This is a genomic window from Nocardioides sp. Leaf374 (assembly GCF_916862475.1).
Lineage (GTDB): Bacteria > Actinomycetota > Actinomycetes > Propionibacteriales > Nocardioidaceae > Nocardioides > Nocardioides kribbensis.
In genome coordinates this window covers 96,260-117,709 of the sequence record NZ_CAKASO010000010.1, presented here as the reverse complement: position 1 = coordinate 117,709, position 21,450 = coordinate 96,260, and the positions used below count along the sequence as shown (strand labels likewise).

General features: G+C 74.8%; 14 protein-coding genes and 1 pseudogene. 9 read left to right on the top strand and 6 right to left on the bottom strand.

What is annotated here, in order from left to right; translation table 11 throughout:
* Positions 1–842, bottom strand: a pseudogene (locus tag LPA27_RS07275) (hypothetical protein); the annotation flags it as partial.
* Positions 843–1,313: 471 nt separating this feature from the next.
* On the opposite strand from LPA27_RS07275, the gene LPA27_RS07270 reads away from it, so the two are divergent.
* The 3 genes from LPA27_RS07270 (at position 1,314) to LPA27_RS07260 (ending at position 4,661) form a co-directional block, all read left to right on the top strand.
* Complete coding sequence (locus tag LPA27_RS07270) at positions 1,314–2,138, top strand: deoxyribonuclease IV (RefSeq protein ID WP_228942012.1); 825 nt, start codon at positions 1,314–1,316, stop codon at positions 2,136–2,138.
* 266 nt (positions 2,139–2,404) lie between these two features.
* Complete coding sequence (locus LPA27_RS07265; RefSeq protein ID WP_228942011.1) at positions 2,405–3,574, top strand: lipid II:glycine glycyltransferase FemX; 1,170 nt, start codon at positions 2,405–2,407, stop codon at positions 3,572–3,574.
* 4 nt (positions 3,575–3,578) lie between these two features.
* Positions 3,579–4,661, top strand: a complete 1,083-nt coding sequence (locus LPA27_RS07260; RefSeq protein ID WP_228942010.1) for an alanine racemase — start codon at positions 3,579–3,581, stop codon at positions 4,659–4,661.
* Here the strand turns inward: LPA27_RS07260 and LPA27_RS07255 are convergent.
* Positions 4,622–6,133, bottom strand: a complete 1,512-nt coding sequence (locus LPA27_RS07255) for a glycosyltransferase family 87 protein (protein WP_228942009.1) — start codon at positions 6,131–6,133, stop codon at positions 4,622–4,624. The genes LPA27_RS07260 and LPA27_RS07255 overlap by 40 nt on opposite strands.
* Before the next feature lie 6 nt (positions 6,134–6,139).
* On the bottom strand, positions 6,140–8,476 hold the full coding sequence (locus tag LPA27_RS07250; RefSeq protein ID WP_228942008.1) for a transglycosylase domain-containing protein: 2,337 nt from the start codon (positions 8,474–8,476) through the stop codon (positions 6,140–6,142).
* Positions 8,477–8,694: 218 nt separating this feature from the next.
* On the opposite strand from LPA27_RS07250, the gene LPA27_RS07245 reads away from it, so the two are divergent.
* A complete protein-coding gene (locus LPA27_RS07245; protein WP_056865091.1) occupies positions 8,695–9,321 on the top strand; it encodes a PadR family transcriptional regulator in 627 nt (208 codons plus the stop codon).
* Positions 9,322–9,333: 12 nt separating this feature from the next.
* On the top strand, positions 9,334–10,419 hold the full coding sequence (locus LPA27_RS07240; protein ID WP_056865092.1) for an inositol-3-phosphate synthase: 1,086 nt from the start codon (positions 9,334–9,336) through the stop codon (positions 10,417–10,419).
* A 123-nt stretch (positions 10,420–10,542) separates the two neighbouring features.
* On the opposite strand, the gene LPA27_RS07235 is transcribed toward LPA27_RS07240, so the two are convergent.
* The 3 genes from LPA27_RS07235 to LPA27_RS07225 all read right to left on the bottom strand — a co-directional run bounded on the left by LPA27_RS07235 (position 10,543) and on the right by LPA27_RS07225 (position 13,788).
* On the bottom strand, positions 10,543–11,721 hold the full coding sequence (locus LPA27_RS07235) for a MerR family transcriptional regulator (RefSeq protein ID WP_228942007.1): 1,179 nt from the start codon (positions 11,719–11,721) through the stop codon (positions 10,543–10,545).
* 97 nt (positions 11,722–11,818) lie between these two features.
* Complete coding sequence (locus LPA27_RS07230; RefSeq protein WP_056905123.1) at positions 11,819–12,292, bottom strand: SRPBCC family protein; 474 nt, start codon at positions 12,290–12,292, stop codon at positions 11,819–11,821.
* A gap of 32 nt (positions 12,293–12,324) precedes the next feature.
* Positions 12,325–13,788: a CCA tRNA nucleotidyltransferase gene (locus tag LPA27_RS07225; protein WP_416383231.1), complete on the bottom strand. Its 1,464-nt coding sequence runs from the start codon at positions 13,786–13,788 to the stop codon at positions 12,325–12,327.
* Positions 13,789–13,863: 75 nt separating this feature from the next.
* Between LPA27_RS07225 and LPA27_RS07220 the strand changes: the two genes are divergently transcribed.
* From LPA27_RS07220 to sigM, 4 genes are all read left to right on the top strand, one after another.
* A complete protein-coding gene (locus LPA27_RS07220; protein WP_228942006.1) occupies positions 13,864–16,374 on the top strand; it encodes a DUF6049 family protein in 2,511 nt (836 codons plus the stop codon).
* A complete protein-coding gene (gene murJ / locus LPA27_RS07215; protein ID WP_228942005.1) occupies positions 16,371–18,164 on the top strand; it encodes a murein biosynthesis integral membrane protein MurJ in 1,794 nt (597 codons plus the stop codon). Before LPA27_RS07220 ends, murJ begins: the two co-directional genes overlap by 4 nt.
* Positions 18,165–18,440: 276 nt before the next feature.
* Positions 18,441–20,693, top strand: coding sequence for a protein kinase family protein (locus LPA27_RS07210; RefSeq protein WP_228942004.1), 2,253 nt, complete (start codon positions 18,441–18,443; stop codon positions 20,691–20,693).
* Complete coding sequence (sigM, locus tag LPA27_RS07205; protein ID WP_228942003.1) at positions 20,690–21,433, top strand: RNA polymerase sigma factor SigM; 744 nt, start codon at positions 20,690–20,692, stop codon at positions 21,431–21,433. The genes LPA27_RS07210 and sigM overlap by 4 nt, the downstream gene beginning before the upstream one ends.
* The last annotated feature ends 17 nt before the right edge of the window (positions 21,434–21,450 follow it).

The following is a 21,450-nucleotide window of genomic DNA, read 5'->3' as shown; positions in this document are numbered from 1 at the left end:
AGCGCGACGTGGACGCCCGCGCCCGGCTCGAGCACCGGTGCCGTGGCGGGCGACGCGGCCGCGACGACCGTGGTGGTGGCGACGCCGGCGTCGGGGTGCGCCCCGGCGCCCGGGGCCGGCTCCGGCAGCGACGTCCCACCCGGCGCGGGGACCTCCCACACGTCGAGCTCGTAGGCACTGCCGACCGGCACCCCGGACGTCCGCACGGCGAAGACCGCGACCCTGAGCTCGCCCCGGGCCGGGCAGCCGCGGGCCTCGACCGACCAGGCGACGTCGGTGGACAGGGGCATCCGCGCCGCGCGGGTCAGCGGCGAGCGGTCGGAGCGCCCGCAGGGCACGAAGCCGCCACCGTCGGCGCGGGGGTAGCCCAGGAGCACGGTCAGCCGACCGGGCCCCGGGGCGCCCGTGCCTGCGGTAGCGCCCTGGCCACCCTGGCCGCCCGGCCCGTGGGTGACGGTGGCCCCCACCACCACGGTCGAGCCGGGCAGGGCGCGGCGCACGGAGTAGATGTTCTGCGAGGTCGGCTCCACCGTGCGGTCGCGGTAGCGCCCGGTCGTGAGCACCGGTGGCCGCTCGGCACCGGTGGCCCCGTCGACCGGGCGGAGCCCCTCGTCGCCGACCGACTCTCGCGCGGTGAGCGGGCGGCCCGCCGCGGAGCCAGTCGACCACGCGGTCGCCGCGACGGGGCTCAACAGGGCGACCACCACGGCGGTGAGCGCGACGGCGACCGCAGCAGCAGCGGCGAGGCGGGGCGCACCACGACGCGGGGCACCGGTGCGACGAGCCGTGCCGCGCCGGGCGGCGACGGGGTCACCGGGGTCACCGGGAGGCCACGGAGTCATGCTCCCCCTCCCGGTCGACCGGCCTGACCCTCCGAGGCTGTCACCGCACCCACTCGCGCGCGACCGCTCCTCCACAGGTACCGCTCCTCCACGGGCACCGGGTGGGCGGGCCCGTCAGGCGCGCCCGCGGACGGTTTGCGTGGTTGCGGCGGTCCTCGACGGGCGGCGACGGCGCGAACCACGCAAAGCCACACCCGGCAGCTCATCCGGTCCACGCAATGGCGCGATCCACGACCCAGCACCACCCGGCCGCAGCCGGCACCGCCCCCGCTCCACGCGATGGCGCGATCCACGACCCAGCACCACGCGACGACACCCGGCAGCCCATCCGGTCCACGCAATCGCGTGATCCACGACCCCGCACCCCCGGGCCACACCGCAGGCCGCCCCGCCGGGCCACACCGCCGGCCGCCCCGCCGGGCCGCACCGCCGGCCGCACCCGGCGTCGGCGGACGCTCGTAGGGTGGCGCCATGAGCGAGGCAACCCAGGCAGCGGCGCAGGCAGGCATCAGGATCGGGGCCCACGTCGACCAGGTCGACCCGATCACCGAGGCCCAGGAGCGGGGCGCGCCGCTGGTGCAGCTCTTCCTCGGCGACCCGCAGAGCTACAAGGGCCCGGTGGTGGCCTACGCCGGCGGCGCGGCCGGGCTGCGCGACGCCGCCGAGGCCGCGGGGGTGGCCCTCTACGTCCACGCCCCCTACGTCATCAACGTGGCCACGACCAACAACCGCATCCGCATCCCGAGCCGCAAGCTGCTCCAGCAGCACGTCGACGCCGCCGCGGAGATCGGCGCCCAGGGGCTCGTCGTGCACGGCGGCCACGTCGGCAAGGCCGACGACCCGGAGAAGGGCTTCGACAACTGGCGCAAGGCCGTCGAGGCCACCGACCTCAAGGTCCCGCTGCTGATCGAGAACACCGCCGGCGGCGACAACGCCATGACCCGCCACCTCGAGCGCATCAGCCGGGTCTGGGACGCGATCTCCGGCGCCGAGCAGGCCGACCGCGTCGGCTTCTGCCTCGACACCTGCCACGCCCACGCCGGCGGCAACGCGCTGGAGAGCGTCGTCGCCGACGTCCTCGCGATCACCGGGCGCATCGACCTCGTGCACTGCAACGACAGCCGCGACGACTTCGACTCCGGCGCCGACCGCCACGCCAACTTCGGCGCCGGACGCATCGACCCCGACCTCCTCGCCGCGGTGGTCCGCGACGCCGGCGCCCCGGTCGTCTGCGAGACCCCCGGCCCCGCCGAGGCCCACGTCGCCGACTTCGCCTGGCTGCGCGCGCGGCTCTGACGTACGCCGGCCCCCGTCCCGCCGCCGCCCGCACGACCGGGCCCGCACCCATGGCCCGCACCCACGGCCCGCGCCCACCGCCCGCACCACCGCCCGCACCACCGCCCGCACCACGACCCTCGCACCACGACCCCCACCACGACCCCCACCACGACCCCCACCACGACCCGCACCACGACGGGCGCCCCGTGGCCCGCACCACGGGCCACGGGGAGCCCCCGGAGGGGTGCCGGGACCGGCCGGCGAGGACCGGTAGCCTCGCAGCCGTGCCCCGTGACAAGACCGCCAGCGCCCTGAGCGTGCGCCCGATCTCCGACGCGGAGCACTTGGCCTTCCTGGCCACGCAGCGCTCCGCGAGCTTCCTGCAGACCCCCGCGTGGGGCCGGGTGAAGGCGGAGTGGCGCCGCGAGTCGATCGGCTTCTTCGAGCCCGGCGGCGCCGCCCCCGTCGGCGCCGCGCTCGTGCTCTACCGCCAGCTGCCCAAGCTCAGGCGCTACCTCGCCTACCTGCCCGAGGGTCCCGTGATCGACTGGGCCGGCGACGACCTGCGCGCCTGGCTCGACCCGCTCACCGAGCACCTGCGCGGCCAGGGCGCCTTCGGTGTGCGCATGGGCCCGCCCGTGGTCTGCCGCCGGTGGAGCGCCGCCCAGGTCAAGGCCGGCATCGCCGACGACGGCGTGCGCACCCTGGGCCAGGTCGCGCCCTCCGAGCGCGACCACACCGGCGCGCGCGTGGTCTCGCAACTGCGCGAGCTGGGCTGGTTGCCGCAGCAGGTCGAGGGCGGCTTCGCCGCCGGTCAGCCGCAGTACGTCTTCCAGGTGCCGCTGCGCACGGCCGACGGCAGCCCCCGCAGCGAGGACGACGTGCTCAAGGGCATGAACCAGCTGTGGCGGCGCAACATCAAGAAGGCCGCCAAGGAGGGCGTGGTGGTCACCGCCACCACCGGCGCGGCCGAGGCCCTGGCCGAGCTCGAGGCCTTCCACGCCCTCTACGTCCACACCGCGGAGCGCGACCACTTCACCCCGCGACCCCTGTCCTACTTCCGCACCATGGTCGAGGCCCTCGCCGCCGAGGACCCCGACCGGATCAAGCTCTTCCTGGCGCGCCACGAGGGCGACCTGGTGGCCGCGACCATCGCGATCCGTGTCGGCGCCCACAGCTGGTACTCCTACGGCGCCTCCTCCACGGAGAAGCGCGAGGTGCGCGGCTCCAACGCCGCCCAGTGGGCGATGGTGCAGGACGCCCTGGCCGCCGGCGCCGACGTCTACGACCTGCGCGGCATCACCGACACCCTCGACAGCGACGACTCCCACGTCGGGCTGATCCAGTTCAAGGTCGGCACCGGCGGCGAGGCCGTCGAGTACGCAGGCGAGTGGGACCTGCCGCTGAGCACGGTCCTCTACAAGGCCTTCGACCTCTACATGAAGCGGCGCTGACGACATGAGCCTCACCCTGACCGTCGACGGCGAGCGCTGGCGCCAGCACCTGCTCGCCACCGCCGAGAAGCACCCCGGCCTGGTGCCGGTCTGCAAGGGCAACGGCTACGGCTTCACGCTGGGCCGCCTGGCCCGCAGGGCCCAGTGGCTCGACGAGCGCGGCCACGGCGTCGACACCATCGCCGTGGGCACCTACGACGAGCTGCCGCACCTGGCCAGCCGCTTCGACGGCGACCTCCTGGTGCTCACCCCGTGGCGGCCCTTCGAGTCGGCGCTGGAGGTCGACCCCGCGCTGTCGGGGCGCCTGGTGCACACCCTGAGCCGCCCCGAGGACGTGCGCGACCTGCTGGCGCGCCAGCCCGACGCCCGCTTCGTGCTGGAGCGCCTCACCAGCATGCAGCGCCACGGCCTGAGCGCACGCGACCTGTGGGCCGTCGCCGCCGAGCTGCGCTCCCACCCCCGGGCCCGGCTCGAGGGCATCGCCTTCCACCTGCCGCTGCAGCAGGGCTCCCACGTCGGCGAGGTGCACCGCCTCATGACCGACGTGGCGGGCGCCGAGCTGCCCGACACCCCCGGCGCGCGCACCATCTGGGTCAGCCACCTGACCGACGCCGAGCTGGCCGAGCTGCGCGCGGCGTACCCCGACTTCCGGCTGCGCCCGCGCATCGGCACGGCGCTGTGGCTGGGCGCGCGCGAGGCGATGCGGGTGACCTCGACCGTGCTGGACGTGCACCCGGTCAGCCGGGGCGACGCCTTCGGCTACCGCTCGCGCACCGTGCCCAAGGACGGCCACCTGCTCATCGTCTCCGGCGGCACCGCCCACGGCATCGGCCTGGAGGCGCCCACGGGCGACTCGAGCATCAAGGCCCGCGCCGGCGCCCTGGCGCGGGGCGGCCTCGACGCCGTCGGGTTCGTGCGCTCGCCCTTCTCCACCGACGGCAAGCAGCGACTCTTCGCCGAGCCCCCGCACATGCAGGCCTCGATGCTGTTCCTGCCCGGCGGCGCCCGCGTGCCGCAGGTGGGCGAGCTGATCGACGTGCGGGTGCGCTACACCACCACGTCGTTCGACCGCGTCGTCGTCTCCTGACCCGCCCCGCCGCCCGGCGGCAGGCCCGGCGCGGCTGAGCCCCCACCCAGGTCGGGCGCGGCCCGCACGGGGTCGCGCTCCGGGCGCAGCACGTCGCGCACGACGAGCGCGGTGAGGTAGAGCTCGCCGGCGACACGCACGACGATCGCGACCCAGTAGAAGCCGGCGTCGCCGCCGCCGCCCGGGGCGAGGTAGCCGCCGAGGTACCACCACACCGAGGCGAAGTAGAGGATCTCGGCGCCCTGCCAGACCACCTGGTCGCGCCAGCGCGGGCGGGCCAGCACCGCCAGCGGGAGCAGCCACAGGACGTACTGCGGCGAGTAGACCTTGTTGACCAGCAGGAAGCCGACCACGACGAGGAAACCGAGCTGGGCCAGCCGCGGGGTCTGCGGGGCGCGCAGCCCCAGCACCAGCACGCCCAGGCACCACGCGCCGAAGAACAGCCACGAGCCGACGTTGACGGTGTGAGCGGTGATGTCGGTGTCGAGCGCGTCGCGCGCCACCAGCCACAGCGAGCCCAGGTCGGGTCCGCGCTCGGAGTTGAAGCTCCAGAAGACCCGCCACTGCTCGGGTCCGGTGAGCAGGGCCGGCAGGTTGGCCACCAGCCACGCCGCCACCGCCACCGCGATGGTGACGGCGAGCTCGCGGTAGCGCCGCTGGCGCAGGCACACGACGAGCACCCCGCCGAGCAGGAAGAGCGGGTAGAGCTTGGCCGCCGTGCCGAGGCCGACCATGACGCCGGTGAGCACGGGCCGCTCGCGCGACCAGGCCCACACCGCGCCGGCGGTCAGGGCCACGGCGAGCAGGTCCCAGTTGATCAGCCCGGTCAGCAGCAGGGTCGGCGAGGCGGCCAGCATCGCGGCGTCCCAGGGGCGGCGCCGGTGGGTGCCGGCCACGAACCACGTCGTGAGCAGGGCCAGCGCGGCGAAGACCAGCGCGCTGACGACCATGAACCACCGGATCTCCTGGCTGACCTCGGGGTCGACGAAGAGCTGGTCGGTCGCGAGCGCCTGACGGGGCGCGAGGTCGGGCCACCCGACCACGGCCTGGGTGAGCAGGCTCGTGCCGTAGGCGAGGTAGGAGATCCCCACGGGGTACTCCATGACCTCGGGGAAGCGCTCGCGCACGGCCGGGTCGTCGGAGTAGGGCCAGGCCCGCTCCACCAGGCCGCGGCCGGTGTAGAGGTAGGGCAGGTCGGAGTAGCACATCTGGGCGTAGCCGGCCTGGTTGTCCTGCCAGGTCCGCTCGAAGCACCCGCTCTTCTGCACCATGCCCAGGGCGAAGCACACCGCGGTGAGCGCGAGCAGCACCCGCACCGGCGTCCACCACCGGTGGCGCCCGGCGTGCTCGCCCACCGGGCCGCCGAGGCCCTCGCTGAGCGCGCGGGCCACGGCGTCGTCGCGCGTGGGGTGGACGTGGCCGTCGAGGGGGCGCACGCCGGTGGCCCCGGCGTCGCCGGCGACCTCACCCACGCGGGGTCACCACGGCCAGAGCCAGCCGGTCGTCCAGGGTGACCGGGCCGCCATCACGGGAGTGGACGTCGCCGTCGTACGCCGCTCCGCGGGACCCGTGTCGGCCGCGGGCGAGGGACTCGCGCCCCGGCTCCCGCCCTGGGAGGGCGTCGGGCTGGGCGTCGGCTCCTCGGGCGGGGGCGGCGGCAGGATCGTCGGGTCGTCGGTCGGCTCGGTGGGCGTCGGCTCCTCGGTGGGCGTCGGCTCCTCGGTCGGGGTCGGCTCCTCCGTGGGCGTCGGCTGGGCCGAGGGGGTCCGGCTCGGCTGCGGCTGGGGCTGCGTGGGCGCCGGCTCGGGGGCCTCGGTGCTCGGCGGAACGTAGTCCTCCTGGCCGTCGGGGGCGTCGCCGTCGACGTAGACGGGGTCGGCCAGCTCCTCGACCTCGCGGCCCTCCATCAGCGGCTGCATCACCGCCAGCCAGGTGTCGGTGGGGTAGTCGGAGCCGAAGTACGACGGCAGCCAGCCGTCGAGCTGGTCGTCGCCGTCGCCGCGCACGTACATCACCGCGGTCGACAGCTGCGGGGTGAAGCCGACGAACCACGCCGAGGAGACCTCGTCGTCGTCGTTGGTCGCCGTGCCGGTCTTGCCCGCGGCCGGTCGGCCCAGGTTGCTCGCGGTGGCGCCCGTGCCCTCGAGCACGGTCTGCTCCATCGTGTAGGACACGTCGGCGGCGATGTCCTCGTCGAGCGCACGGCGGGTGGGGCCGTCCCACTCGTAGTCGTCGCCGGTGGGGCTGACGACCTTCTCGATCAGGTGCACGTCGGCCCGCTCGCCGCCGTTGGCGATGGTGGCGTAGGAGTTGGCCATGTTGATCGGGCTGATCCGCGCGCGACCGAGGGTGATGAGGGTGTCCTCGGGGCTCAGGTCGACGCTGGTGCGCGGGATGCCGGGGTACTCCTGGTCGGCCTCCGGCGGCGGCACGCCCATCTTCTCGGCCGTCTCGTAGATCTTGGCCGGGCCGTCGTCCATGCTCGCCGACATGTCGACGAACGCGGTGTTGATCGACTGCTCCATGGCGTAGACGCCGTCGACGCTCGAGCCGTAGTCGTTGCCGAGACCGTCGGGGCCCACACCCTCGTTGCGCACCTGCAGGCCGTCGGGGAACTCGTAGGGGGAGTTGCCCTCGAAGCTGTCGCGGATGGAGTAGCCCTGCTGGATCGCCGTCGCCAGGGCGAAGGGCTTGAAGGTCGAGCCGACCATGCCGCCCTCGACGGCCCAGTTCAGCTGCGACTGCAGGTAGTCCTGGCCGCCGTAGAAGCCGCGCAGCGCCCCCGTGCCGGGCTCGACGCTGGCCACCGCGATGTGCAGCTGCTCGTCGCCGAAGCCCTCGGGCTTGGCCGCGAGCACGCCGTCCTCGGCGGCCTTCATCGCCTGCGGGGTCAGCGTGGTGGTCACCTCGAGGCCCCCGCCGTCGATCTCCTCGTCGGAGTAGCCCAGCCGGCGCAGCTCGCTGCGCACGAGGGTCAGCACGTGGCCCTTCTGGCCGCCGTAGGTGCTCTCGGCGTCGATCTCGGGGAACGTGGGGAGCCGCTTGAGCGCCTTCTCGGCGGCGGCGGGCTCGACCATGTCGAGCTCGGCCATGCTCTCGAGCACGTAGTCGTAGCGGCCCTTGAGCTCCTGCCGGGCGTCGCGGCCGTTGTCGGGGTCGAGGTTGGTCGGGTTGTTGAGCACCGAGGCGAGCACCGCCGACTCGCGCAGGGTGAGGTCGCCGACGTCCTTGGTGAAGTAGGCCTGCGCCGCCGCCTGCACGCCGTAGGCGCCGCGACCGAAGTAGATGGTGTTGAGGTAGTTGGTGAGGATCTCGGTCTTGCTCTGCTGGCGCGCCACCTTCAGCGACAGGATCGCCTCCTTCACCTTGCGGGTGTAGGAGCGCTCCTGGGTGAGGTAGAGGACCTTGACGTACTGCTGGGTGATCGTCGAGGCGCCCTGGGTCGACTCGCCGGTGGCGTTGTTGAGGAACGCCCGCGCGATCCCCTTGGGGTCGATGCCGCTGTCGGTCCAGAAGGTGCGGTTCTCGGCGGCGACGACGGCGTCGCGCAGCTCCTGGGGGATCTCCTCGAAGGCGACCGGCACGCGGTTCTGGGTGGCGTAGCTGCCGATCTCCTCGGTGCCGCCGGCGTAGTAGACGAACGACGTCTGCGCCTCGAAGTCCTCGTTGGCGTCAGGGATGTCGGTGACGGTGTAGAGGTAGTAGAAGCCGCCGGCGGCCAGCAGCAGGCCCACGACCCCGAGGATCGAGAGCCACTTCACCGTCTTCAGCACGCGGCGCTTCAGGGCACCCTTCTGCTTCGGGGCCCGTGTCACGGGGGGCCCGTCGGCCCTGCGCTTGCCACTCACGTCGTCTCTCCCGGGGGTGCTCGAGGGTCGTCCCGGCCCGCAGCGCGCCGCGCGGCGCCCCCGGACCGTCCCTCAGGGTACGCACCCGGCCCGCGCCGGCACCGGCGTACGACGTGTCACGCGACACGGTGACCTGGATAGGTCCAGCGTTCGCGTTCGACGGATATATCGCTACGATAGGTCGCATGGCACGTCGTGGAGAGACCATCGAGCTGGCAGTCCTCGGGCTGCTGCACGAGGGACCCATGCACGGCTACGAGCTGCGCAAGCGGCTCAACCTCATGCTCGGGTGGGGGCGGGTGCTGTCCTACGGCTCGCTCTACCCCACGCTGAAGAAGATGCTCAAGGGCAGCCTCATCGAGGAGGTCGCGGCCACGCAGGCACCGGGCACCCCGGTCAGCCGCCGGCCGCGCATCGTCTACCAGGTCACCGACGCCGGCCACCGCGAGTTCGAGCGGCTGATGTCGGAGGTCGGTCCCACCGCCTGGGAGGACGACAACTTCGACATCCGGTTCGCCTTCTTCGGACGCACCGACATGGAGATCCGGCTGCGGGTGCTCGAGGGACGGCGCACCCGCCTGCAGGAGCGGCTGGACCGGGTCCAGGGCCAGCTCTCGATGACGCAGAAGGAGGTCGACCGCTACGCGGCCGAGCTCCAGCGACACGGGGTCGAGTCGGTCGAGCGCGAGGTGCGCTGGCTGTCCGACCTCATCGACGCGGAGCGGGTCGCCGACGACCTCGCCCGTCGTCCCGACCGCATGACCAGCACGACCACACCGCCCGCGAGCCCCGCGGCCGACCAGCAGAAGTAAGGAAGGAATCCGATGGGTTCGGTTCGAGTAGCCATCGTGGGAGTCGGCAACTGCGCCACCTCCCTCATCCAGGGTGTCGAGTACTACAAGGACGCCACCCCCGACACCACCGTGCCTGGTCTCATGCACGTGATGTTCGGCGACTACCACGTCAGCGACGTCGAGTTCGTGGCGGCGTTCGACGTCGACGACAAGAAGGTCGGCAAGGACCTCTCCGAGGCCATCAACGCCTCCGAGAACAACACGATCAAGATCGCCGACGTGCCGACCCTCGGTGTCGAGGTCCAGCGCGGCCCGACCCTCGACGGCCTCGGCAAGTACTACCGCCAGACCATCGAGGAGAGCGGCGCCGAGCCGGTCGACGTGGTCCAGGTCCTCAAGGACACCCAGGCCGACGTCATCGTGTCCTACCTCCCGGTGGGCTCGGAGGAGGCCGACAAGTTCTACGCCCAGTGCGCCATCGACGCCGGCGTGGCCTTCGTCAATGCCCTGCCCGTCTTCATCGCCTCCGACCCCGAGTGGGCCAAGAAGTTCGAGGACGCCGGCGTCCCGATCGTCGGCGACGACATCAAGAGCCAGGTCGGCGCCACCATCACCCACCGCGTGATGGCGAAGCTGTTCGAGGACCGCGGCGTCGCGCTGGACCGCACCTACCAGCTCAACGTCGGCGGCAACATGGACTTCAAGAACATGCTCGAGCGCGAGCGCCTGGAGTCCAAGAAGGTCTCCAAGACCCAGGCCGTCACCTCCAACCTGCACGGTGAGCTCGCGGACAAGATCCACGACCGCAACGTGCACATCGGCCCCTCGGACTACGTCCAGTGGCTCGACGACCGCAAGTGGGCCTACGTCCGCCTCGAGGGTCGCGCCTTCGGCGACGTCCCGCTCAACCTCGAGTACAAGCTCGAGGTCTGGGACTCCCCGAACTCGGCCGGCATCATCATCGACGCGCTGCGCGCGGCGAAGATCGCCAAGGACCGTGGCATCGGCGGCCCGATCATCTCGGCCTCGTCCTACCTGATGAAGTCCCCGCCGGTGCAGCTGCCCGACGACGAGGGCCGCCGTCGCGTGGAGGCCTTCATCCGCGGCGAGGAGTGACCTAGCAGCACCGGTCACCCAGCAGCACCCGGCAGCGCCGGTCCCCGCGAGGGGGCCGGCGCTGTCGTCGTACGTCGGCCGGACCGGGCCGGATCGGGCCGGATCGGGTCGGGTCAGGTCAGGTCAGGCCACGTCGACGACGACCACGGCGAGGTTGTCGTCGGCGCCGGCGGCCTCCACCGCGGCGACGACGGCGTCGGCGACCTCCTGCGGGTCCCCGCCACCGGCGAGCAGGTCGGCCAGCACCGCCGGTCCGACGCGACCGTGCACGCCGTCGGTGGTGAGCACCAGCCGGTCGCCGGGCCGCACGGCGTGCACGGCGAGGTCGGGCTCGGCGGGGCGGCCGCCCTCGAGCGCACGGTTGAGCTGCACCCGCCGCTCGTCGGAGCGGGCCTCCTCGGTGGTGAGGCGGCCCTCGTCGACGAGGGTCTGCACGACCGTGTGGTCGCGGGTCAGCCGGGTGAGCCGGCCCTCGCGCACCAGGTGGGCCCGCGAGTCGCCCACGTGGGCCACGACCAGCTGACCGGCGTGCAGCGCCAGCGCCGTCAGGGTGGTGGCGTCGCCGGGCGCGAGCGCCGCGGCGGCCCGGGCGAGCACCGTCTCGACGGCGCCCAGCGCCGCTGCCCCGTCGAGCCGACCGTCGAGGAGCCCGTCGAGCAGCCCGTCGCGCTCGGCGGCCGCGAGGGCGGCCACGGCGCGCTCGCCGCTGCCGCCCGCCGAGCCCACGCCGTCGGCGACGGCCACCAGCCGGGTGCCGACCAGGACGGCGTCCTCCTGGGTGGCCCGGCCGCCCTGCTCGAGACGGGCGGCGCAGCGCAGTTTCGGCCCGGGGAGCGCGGGGCCGCCGGGGCCGCCGCGGTCGGTGCTGCGGTCGGTGCTGCCGTCCGGGGTGGGGCGGGGGTCGTCGGTGCTCATCGGGGTCTCCTCGTCCGGCGCGTGGCCGAGCTCGTCGACGAGGGACGCCAGGAGGGCGCGGGCGCTGGCCGTGTCGGCGCTCAGCTGCCGGCCGTAGGAGACCAGCTCCGCCACGGCGGCGGCGGGCCCGAGCCCGGCCACCACGCGGATGCGGGCCAGCGGCATGCCGACCAGACGCAGCCGCGCGACCAGCCGGGCGCGGGGGAGCTGCTGCTCGGCGTACCAGCGGTAGCCGGTGTGGGGGTCGACCTCGGCCGGGTCCAGCAGGCCCGAGTCGTCGTAGAGCCGCAGCGCCTTGGGCGTGAGCCCGCTGGCGCGCGCGAAGTCGCCGATGCTCATCAGCCGCGGTGGGTCCGCGGTGCCGCTCCTGCCGGCCGGTCCGTCCACGCCGCCTCCTGGGTCCTCGTCACCGGTGGGGGATCCACCGGTGAGGAGACCGTGGGGCCTGCCGCAGGGTCAAGGTCAAGGGCCCCACGGCCCGGGCTCAGCGCTCGAGCTCGGCCTTGATCCGCTCGAGCGTCTGGCGCATGCCCTGCCGGAGCTCGCCGACGAAGGTCGGCACCCCGCCCATGGCCACGCCCACCAGCTTGTTGGACAGCGTCGAGATGCCGTCGGGCGCCTCGCGGCGCTGCACGATCCGCGTGCCACCGCCGTCGGTGGGCTCGAGGGTGAAGGACCAGATCGTGCGGTTCTCCGCCACCCGGAAGGCCACGCTGGTGTGGGGCTCGAAGCGCACGACCTTCGCGGTCGTCGGCCACACCAGCGCGCCGCGGTGGTTGACGTTGATCATGCGGCTGCCGAGCCTCACCGGCCCGCCGGGGATGAACGTGCGCAGCACCTGGGGGCTCCACTCGCGCATGCGGCGCAGGTCGGAGACCAGGGCCCAGGTCTGGGCGGGGGAGGTGGAGACCTCGATGGAGGCCTCCAGCTCGTCGGGGGCGGCTGTGGTGTCGGTCATGTCCGGACCGTACCGTCAGTACGCCGCCCGCGTCAGCGTGTCGACCACCATGCGAGGAGCTCCTCGCGCGCCACCTCGGGCTCGACCGGTCCGCGGTCCATGCGCCGCTCCAGCAGCCACCGGTAGGCCTCGCCGACCTCGCGGCCCGGCGGGAGGCCCAGCAGCTCCATGATCGCGTTGCCGTCGAGGTCGGGTCGCAGGGCGTCGAGCTCCTCGGCCTCGGCCAGGACGGCGATGCGCTCCTCGAGCTCGTCGTAGGTGCGCCGCAGCCGCTCGGCCTTGCGCCGGTTGCGGGTCGTGCAGTCGGCGCGGGTCAGCACGTGGAGGCGCTCGACCTGCTCGCCGGCGTCGCGCACGTAGCGGCGCACGGCGGAGTCGGTCCACTCCCCCGAGCCGTAGCCGTGGAAGCGCAGGTGCAGCTCGACCAGCCGGCTGACCGCCTCGATCTGGTCGTTGGAGAAGCGCAGCGCCTTCATCCGCTTGCGGGTCATCTTCGCGCCGACCACGTCGTGGTGGTGGAAGGTGACCGTGCCGTCGTCGAGGAACTTGCGGGTGCGGGGCTTGCCCACGTCGTGCATGAGCGCGGCGAAGCGCGACACGAAGTCGGGCCCGCCACCGAGCCGCTCCTCGAGGTCGATCGACTGCTCGAGCACCGTGAGGGTGTGCTCGTAGACGTCCTTGTGGCGGTGGTGCTCGTCGCGCTCCAGCGCCAGCGCCGGCAGCTCGGGCAGCACCTTCTCGGCCAGGCCGGTCTCGACCAGCAGGGTCAGCCCGAGGCGAGGGTGCGGGGCGCAGATGAGCTTGACCAGCTCGTCGCGCACGCGCTCGGCGGAGATGATCGAGATCCGGTCGGCCATCGCCGTCATCGCCGCGGTGACGCCCGGGTCCACGGTGAAGCCGAGCTGGGCGGCGAAGCGTGCGGCACGCAGCATGCGCAGCGGGTCGTCGGAGAAGGAGTCCTCCGGCGTGCCGGGTGTGCGCAGCACCCGGTGGGCCAGGTCGACGACGCCGCCGAAGGGGTCCTCGACCTCGCGGCCGGGCAGGCGCACGGCCATGGCGTTGACGGTGAAGTCGCGCCGGCCCAGGTCGCCGGCCAGCGAGTCGCCGTACTGCACCTCGGGGTTGCGCGAGGACGGGTCGTAGACCTCGGAGCGGTACGTCGTGATCTCGACCTGCCACTCGCCGCGGCGGCAGCCGATGGTGCCGAAGGCTCGGCCCATGTCCCAGGTCGCGTCGGCCCAGCCCTTGATCAGCCGCTCGGTCTCCTCCGGGCGCGCCGAGGTCGTGAGGTCGAGGTCGTTGTGGGCGCGGCCCAGCATGGCGTCGCGCACCGGCCCGCCGACCAGGGCGATCTCGTGGCCCGCGGCGCTGAAGCGGCGGCCCAGCTCGTCGATGACCTCGGCGATGCGGTCGAGCTCGGTCGTGACGGCCCGTTGCACCTCGACCACGCTGAGGGGGCCGGGGGTGCGCAGCAGTGCGGGATCGTCGGTCGACACGGGCGGGCAGTCTATCCGCGCCCGGGCGGTGCCGCGCTCCCCGGGAGCCACAGCGACACCGTCTAGCATCGGGGGGTGTCCCGACCGTCCTCGCTGCTGCCTGCCCTCGCGGCGGTGGTCGCGGTCGCCGGTGGCGCCGCGGGACTCGGGCCGGGCGTCGCACCCGCCGTCGCGTCCACCCCGACGAGCCTGTCCGCCGCGCCGCCGCCCGCCACCGTGCAGCCCGGGTCGGTGCTGCGCCCGGCGACCGGTCCCCTGCCGCGCCGCGCCGACGAGGAGCCGGTCGAGCCGCTGTCGGTGACCATCGAGTCGATGACGCCCTCGGTCGTGCCCGAGTCGGGACCGGTGCGCGTGACCGGCACCGTGACCAACCTCGACGACACCGCGTGGTCGGCCATCAACCTCTACCCCGTGGTGGGCGACGCGCCGCTGACCACCGCCGGCGACCTCCGGGCCGCCGTGGCCTCCGACCCGCTGTCCTACGTCGGGGAGCGGATCACCGACCCCGGGCCCTACGACACGATCGACTCCCTGGCCCCCGGCGAGAGCGCCGACTACCGGATCACCCTGCCCAGCAACCGCATCGAGGTCACCGAGCCGGGCGTCTACTGGTTCGGCGTGCACGCCAACGGCGAGAACGAGGACGGTCGCGAGGACACCGCCGACGGCCGCGCCCGCACCTTCCTGCCCCTCGTGAGGCTGCGGGAGCGCTCGCTGCCGGTCTCCATCGTCGTGCCGCTGCGCCGCCAGCTCGACTACACCCCCGAGGGCGCGCTCGACGACGTCGCGGACTGGGACGAGGACCTCGGCGAGGGCGGCCGGCTGCGGTCGCTGCTCGACTTCGGGGCCGCGGCCGGGTCGCGTCCGGTGAGCTGGCTGGTCGACCCCGCGCTCACCGACGCCGTCACCCGCCTCGCGGCCGGCAACCCCGAGCGCTCGCTGGCCCCCACGATCGACCCGCAGCAGCCCGGTGGCGACGGGGAGGGCTCCGACGGGGACTCCCCGGCCGACGACGGGTCGGGCGCCGTCGGCGACACGGGTGACACGTCCGGCTCCCCCTCCGCCTCCCTCGGCACGGCCGGTGCGGAGCCCACGAGCCCCGGCGACCCGACGACCGGCCCGGGTGACGGGGGCAGCGGCGAGGGCGACGACGAGGGTGAGGACGTCGACCCGCTCGACCCGGTGACCGCAGCTGCGGCCGAGGCCGGCCAGACCTGGCTCGACGACCTCGGCGACGCCCTGGGCGCCAACAGCCAGGTGCTGGCGCTGCCGTACGGCGACGTCGACGTGGCCGGAGCGCAGGCCCACGACCCTGACCTCTACGACCGCGCCCGGCGTCGTGGCGGGTCGACCCTGGCCCCCTTCGGCGTGGAGACCACCCCGGCCATCGGCTCCCCGGTGGGCTTCCTGCCCGGGGCCGCCGTCGCGGGTGCGGTCGACGGCGAGACCGTCCTCCTCACCGATCGCGCCGTGCCCCGCGACCGGGCGGCCGAGCTGCGCGACGACGCCGGCACCCTGCCCGCGGTCGCCTCCGTCGACGGTCGCCGGGTCGTGCTCACCTCCTCCGGCGCGGTGGCGGGCGGACCCGGACCGGGCGAGCAGCGCACCGCGACCGCCATGCGTCAGCGGATCCTGGCCGAGGCCGCCGTGCGCGTGCTGGCCAAGGGACGCCACCACCCGCTGGTCACCGTGCTGCCCTTCGACTGGCTCCCCGAGGACGGTGAGGAGTTCTTCTCCGGCCTCGACCAGGGCTGGGTCGACCTGGCCACCGTCGAGGACGCCACCGCCGACGAGACCGCGCGCGACGCCTCCGTGGCCGGCGACGCCCTCACCTACCCCGAGCACCAGCGCGAGATCACGCTCCCCGCCTCGGGCTTCCAGGCCGCCGACGACCTCATCACGGCCGGCGAGTCGCTCCAGGACCTGCTGACGCTCAACGACCAGGTGGGCACCGCCGTGCTCGACCAGGCCCTGGCCTCGGTCTCCTACACCGCGCGCACCGCCCCGCTCGACGCCCTCGCCTCGGCCGGCGCCGCGGAGGCGAGCATCGACGCCCTGCGGGGCCAGGTCGACGTGATGGCGCCTCGGGCGGTGACGCTGTCGAGCGAGAGCGGGCGCTTCGGCGCCACCATCGTCAACGGCCTCGACCAGCCGGTGACGATCCGGCTGCGCTACGAGTCCGACCGGCCGATGACCATCGAGGGACCGCCCGGCAGCATCGAGGTGCCGGCCGACAGCGCCACCACGGTGCTGCTCAACGCCAGCACCTCGGAGCTCGGCGTGCACGACCTGCGTCTGGTGCTCACCGACGAGGAGGGCCGCGTGCTCGGCTCCAGCGACGACCTCGCCGTGCGCTCCGCGCAGGTCAGCCAGGTGATCTGGCTGATCATGGGCACCGGCCTGGTGCTGCTCTTCGGCACCATCGGCCTGCGCCTCGTACGCCGGCTCCGCGACGCGCGACGCGGCGGGCCGTCCGACCAGCCGTCCGACCGGCCCTCCGACGCCGGCCCCGCCGACGACCTCCCCGCCACCACCCCCGGCAGCGCCGGCGACCCGGCGCACGCGCCGAGAGGCACCCCCGCATGAGGCACCGCGCCCCCGGCCCCCCCGTCGTCGGCTACAGCGACGCCGCCGACGCCGTCGACGACCCCACGGGCTCCTTCGAGGCCGTGGGCGCCGCCCGCGAGGAGGCGCGCCCCTCCGACCCCTCCGACCCCGGGAGCCCCGGCACCGCCGAGTCGTCGGCGGCCGAGCAGCGCTCGATCCTCTCCTCCAGCGCGGTCATGGCCGCCGGCACGGTGGTCTCGCGGCTCAGCGGCTTCGTGCGCTCGGCCCTGCTGGCCGCGGCGCTGGGCATCCAGCTGCACGGCGAGATCTTCACCGTCGCCAACACCATCCCCAACATGCTCTACATCCTGCTGGCCGGCGGGGTGTTCAACGCGGTGCTGGTGCCCCAGCTCGTGCGCTCGATGAAGCACGACCCCGACGGCGGAGAGGCCTACGCCAACCGGGTGGTGACCCTCGCGCTGCTGTTCCTCGGGGCGGTGACGCTGCTGCTGGTGGCGGTGGCGCCCTGGGTGATGGCGATCTACCTGCCCGACTCGTGGCCGCCCGAGGCGCGCGACTCGGCGATCGACTTCGCCCGCTACTGCCTGCCGCAGGTCTTCTTCTACGGCATGTTCGTGCTGGTCGGGCAGATCCTCAACGCGCGCGGCCGCTTCGGGCCGATGATGTGGGCCCCGATCGCCAACAACGTCATCGCCGTCGCGGTGCTGGTGGTCTACCTCGTGGTCTTCGGCGCCGCCTCCGGTGCGGAGGTCGTGGGCCCCTTCAGCGCCTCCCAGGAGCTGCTGCTGGGCCTGGGGTCCACGCTCGGCATCGCCGCGCAGCTGCTCATCCTCGTGCCCTACCTGCGCTCGGCCGGCTTCCGGTTCCGCCCGCGCTTCGACTTCCGCGGCACGGGCCTGGGCCACACCCTGCGCCTGGCCCGCTGGACGGTGGCCTTCGTCATCGTCAACCAGGTCGCCTACACCGTGGTGGTGCGCCTGGCCGGCACCGGCGTGGCCGACGGCAGCGCCGACGGCACCGGCAACGCCGTCTACGCCTCGGCCTTCCTCATCGTGATGGTGCCCCACTCGATCATCACGGTCTCGCTGGCCACGGCGATCCTGCCGCGGCTCTCCCAGCGCGCCGCCGACGGCGACCTCGCCGGGCTGGGCCGCTCGCTGGGCGCGACGCTGCGCACCTCGCTGGCCGTGCTGCTGCCCTTCGCCGCGCTGCTGCCGGTGGTCGCGCCCGAGGTCGCCCGGGTGGTGTGGGGCTACGCCGCCGCCTCGCAGTCGTGGCCCAACGCCGTGCCGACGCTGGCCCTCTTCGGCCCCGGGATCGTGCTCTTCACCGTCCACTACCTGATGCTGCGCGGCTTCTACGCCCTCGAGGCCACCCGCACCGTGTTCTGGATCCAGTGCGGCGTCGCGGCCACCAACATCGGCGCGGCCGTCGTCCTCGTGGCCCTCACCGACGCCGCCGCGACCTCGGCCGCCCTGGCCACCGCCTACGCCGCGGCCTACCTCGTCGGCACCGCCGTCTCCTACTCCGTGCTCGAGCGCCGCACCGGCGACCTCGGCGGGCGCACGACCTCGCGCTTCCTGGTGCGCCTGGGCCTGGTGGTCGCGCTGTCCACCGGCCTGGCCTACGCCGTCTCGGCCCTGCTGGGCGACCTGCCGCTCGACGCCGCCGTGCTGCCGACCCTGGCCCGCGGCGTGGGGGTGACCCTGGTCGACGTGGTCGCCTTCCTGGCGCTGGCCCGGGTCTTCCGGCTCACCGAGGTCACCGACGTGCTGGCCACCGTGACCGGGCGCCTCGGGCGCCGCTGACCCGGGGCTCCTCGCACTCCCCGCACTCCCCCCGGTCCCCCCTGCCCCTCTCTCCTGCCCCTCCCCCGGGACCCGGCACCACCGGCCCGGCGCCCGGGCGAGGGGCGGTCCGGACCCGGCGTACGGCACCCGGCGCGGGCGTCTCGCGGCTGTGCGACGTCGGTCGCCCCGTCCCGACCCGGGCGCCTACCATGGTCCGGGCGCCGCTGGCGCCCGCGCGCCCGGCTCACCCGGGCCCGACGCCCGCCCCCAGCGCACGAAGGAGCCAGGACCGCGGTGCCCCACTCGATCAGGCACGGAGACCAGCTCGCCGGTCGCTACCGGCTGGTCGACCTGCTCAGCGAGAGCGGCGACGGTCGCTTCTGGCGGGCCCACGACCGCGTGCTCGAGCGACAGGTGGCGATCCACGTCATCGCCGCCGACGACGACCGGGCCGCCGGTCTGCTCGAGGCCGCGCGACGCTCGGCCACGGTGCACGACCCCCACGTGCTGCGCGTGCTCGACGCCGAGCGCACCGACGCCCTCTGCTACGTCGTCAACGAGTGGGGGTCGGGCACGTCGCTCGACATCATGCTGGCCGCGGGCGGCCCGCTGGCCCCGCGGCGGGCGGCCTGGCTGGTCGCCGAGGTCGCGGCCGCCGCCGCCACCGCCCACCGGGCCGGGGTCTCCCACGGGCGGCTCAACCCCGAGAACGTCCTCGTCGACCGCAACGGCTCGGTGCGGCTGATCGGCCTGTGCGTCGACGCCGCCCTCCACGGGCTGACCCACACCGACCCCGACGACGACCTCACCGATCTCGCCGGCCTGCTGTACGCCGCCCTCACGGGCCGGTGGGCCGGCATCTCCGGGTCGGTCGTCGTGCCGGCCCCGCAGGAGCACGGGCGCCTGCTGCGACCGCGCCAGGTGCGCGCCGGCATCCCCCGGATGCTCGACCAGCTGTGCGACAACGTCCTCAACCCCGCCACCGCCGCCCAGCGGGGCCACGACCCCCGCTGCCCCGCCACGGCCCAGGCGCTCGCCGACCAGCTGGTCGAGTTCGTCGGCGACCCCGTCGGCATCCCCGAGGAGCTCGCCACCCGCCTGGTCGATCGCGGCGACGAGACCATCAGCCTGCCCGCGGTCCCCGGACCGACCCCGACCCCGGCCCCGGCCCCCGTGACGCCCGCGGTGACGACCGCCGGGCCGGCCGTGGCCGCGACGCCCGCAGCGGCCCCGGTCCGCTCGAGCGACCCGCTGGGTCCCGCGCCCTCCCCGGACTCCCGGACCCCCGGCCCGGAGCCTGCCGACCAGGAGCCCACCACGGTCGTGCCCCTGACCGCCGGGACCCCCGAGACCCCCGCCGACACCACCGACACCGCAAGTGAGAGCCCCGACGCGCCCACCGACGCGCCCACCACCGTCGTGGCACTCCCCGACACCGGGGCCGACACCGGGGCCGACACCGCGGCCGACACCGACACCGCGGCCGACACCGCGGCCGACACCGACACCGACGCGGGCACCGGTACCGCGACGCACCCGGCGGACGACACCACCCGGGCCGCGCGCGCCGACGAGCCCGCCCGCCCCTCGGCGCTCGGCGACGGGCTGCTCGCGGGCTCCTCCCCCACCCCGGTGGCCGCCGAGCAGCCCACCCAGGCCGGGCTGCCGATCTTCGACGACGAGACCGACGACGTGTCCTGGCTGCAGGCGCGCAGCGAGCCGGTGCCCCCGCCCCCGCCCTTCGAGGACCCGCCCGAGCGCCCCCTCTTCGCCCCCGAGCCCGACGACGGCGGCCCCGTGCGTCGCGCCCGCCCCGGCGCCGAGCAGGCGGAGTCGGGGGAGTTCTGGCCGTGGGGGCCCGCGGCGCCGCCGCCCCCGCCGGGCACCGACGACGCCGAGCCCGACGACGGCGCCGCGGGCGAGGTCCCCGGTCGCAACACCTTCCGCCTGGCCGCGGCGCTGCTGCTGGGCCTGGTGCTGCTCGTCGGCGTCGTGGTCGCCGTCAACGTCGGCCGCGGTCGCACCCCGCTGGGCGCCGAGCCGGAGCCGGAGGGGTCGAGCTCCCCGAGCGCGTCGTCGTCGGCCACGCCCACCGCGGCGCCGACCCCGCTCACGGGGCTCAGCGCGAGCGACCTCGACCCCCAGGGCGACCCGCCGCAGGAGGAGTACCCCGAGCTGACCCCGCTCGCCGTCGACGGCGACCCCGCGACGGTCTGGCGCACCGCGACGTACCTCCAGAACTTCGGGCCGGGCGGCCTCAAGACCGGCGTGGGCCTGGTGATCGACCTCGGCGGCGAGCAGGAGGTCAGCGAGGTCGACCTCACGCTCGTCGGCGAGGGCACCGCCACCGCGCTCTACGTCACCGACACCGCGCCCACCGACGTGGAGGGTCTCGACCCCGTGGCCGAGACCTCCGGCGGCACCCAGCAGCAGGCGGTGCTCGACGAGCCCGCCGCCGGCTCCTACCTCACGGTCTGGCTCACCTCGCTGCCCGCCGTCGAGGGCGGCTGGCGCGGCGAGGTGGCCGAGGTCGAGGTCCGCGGGTGAGCGAGCCCGGGGCGGCGGGGCCGCGACCCGACGACGCCGACGACGCCGAGGACCCCGCTGCCGACGAGGCCGGCGCCGGCTCCCGCAGCGACGCCGAGCTCCTCCACGCCCACGTCGCCGGTGACCACGCGGCCTTCGGCGAGCTCTTCGCCCGCCACCGCGACCGGCTGTGGGCGGTGGCCCTGCGCACGACCGGGCACCCCGAGGACGCCGCCGACGGCCTGCAGGACGCCATGATCGCGGCCTACCGGCGCGCGGGGTCCTTCCGCGGCGACGCCGCCGTGACGACCTGGCTGCACCGCATCGTGGTCAACGCCTGCCTCGACCGCCTCCGTGCGGCGCGCGTGCGCCGCACCGACGCCCTGCCCGACGACCTCGAGGAGTACGGCGACCGCGGCTCGCGCCTCTCCGCCGCGCCGGAGGCCGAGGACCCCGCCGACCGGTCGGTGCGCGCCGAGCAGCGGCGACAGGTGCTCGCCGCGCTGGCCTCGCTGCCCCCGGAGCAGCGCGCCGCCCTGGTGCTGGTCGACATGGAGGGCTACTCGGTGGCCGAGGCGGCCGCCGTGCTCGACTGCGCCGTCGGCACCGTGAAGTCGCGGTGCTCGCGCGGGCGGGCCCGGCTGGCCCCGCTCCTCGGGGTGCTGCGCGAGCGGCGTGACGACGACCACCCCGAGCCTCGGAACCCGACCGCGCCGTCGGCCGTCCGATCCGAGGCCGACCCACGAGGCCCACCGGCCTGACCGGGCCCCCGCCACAC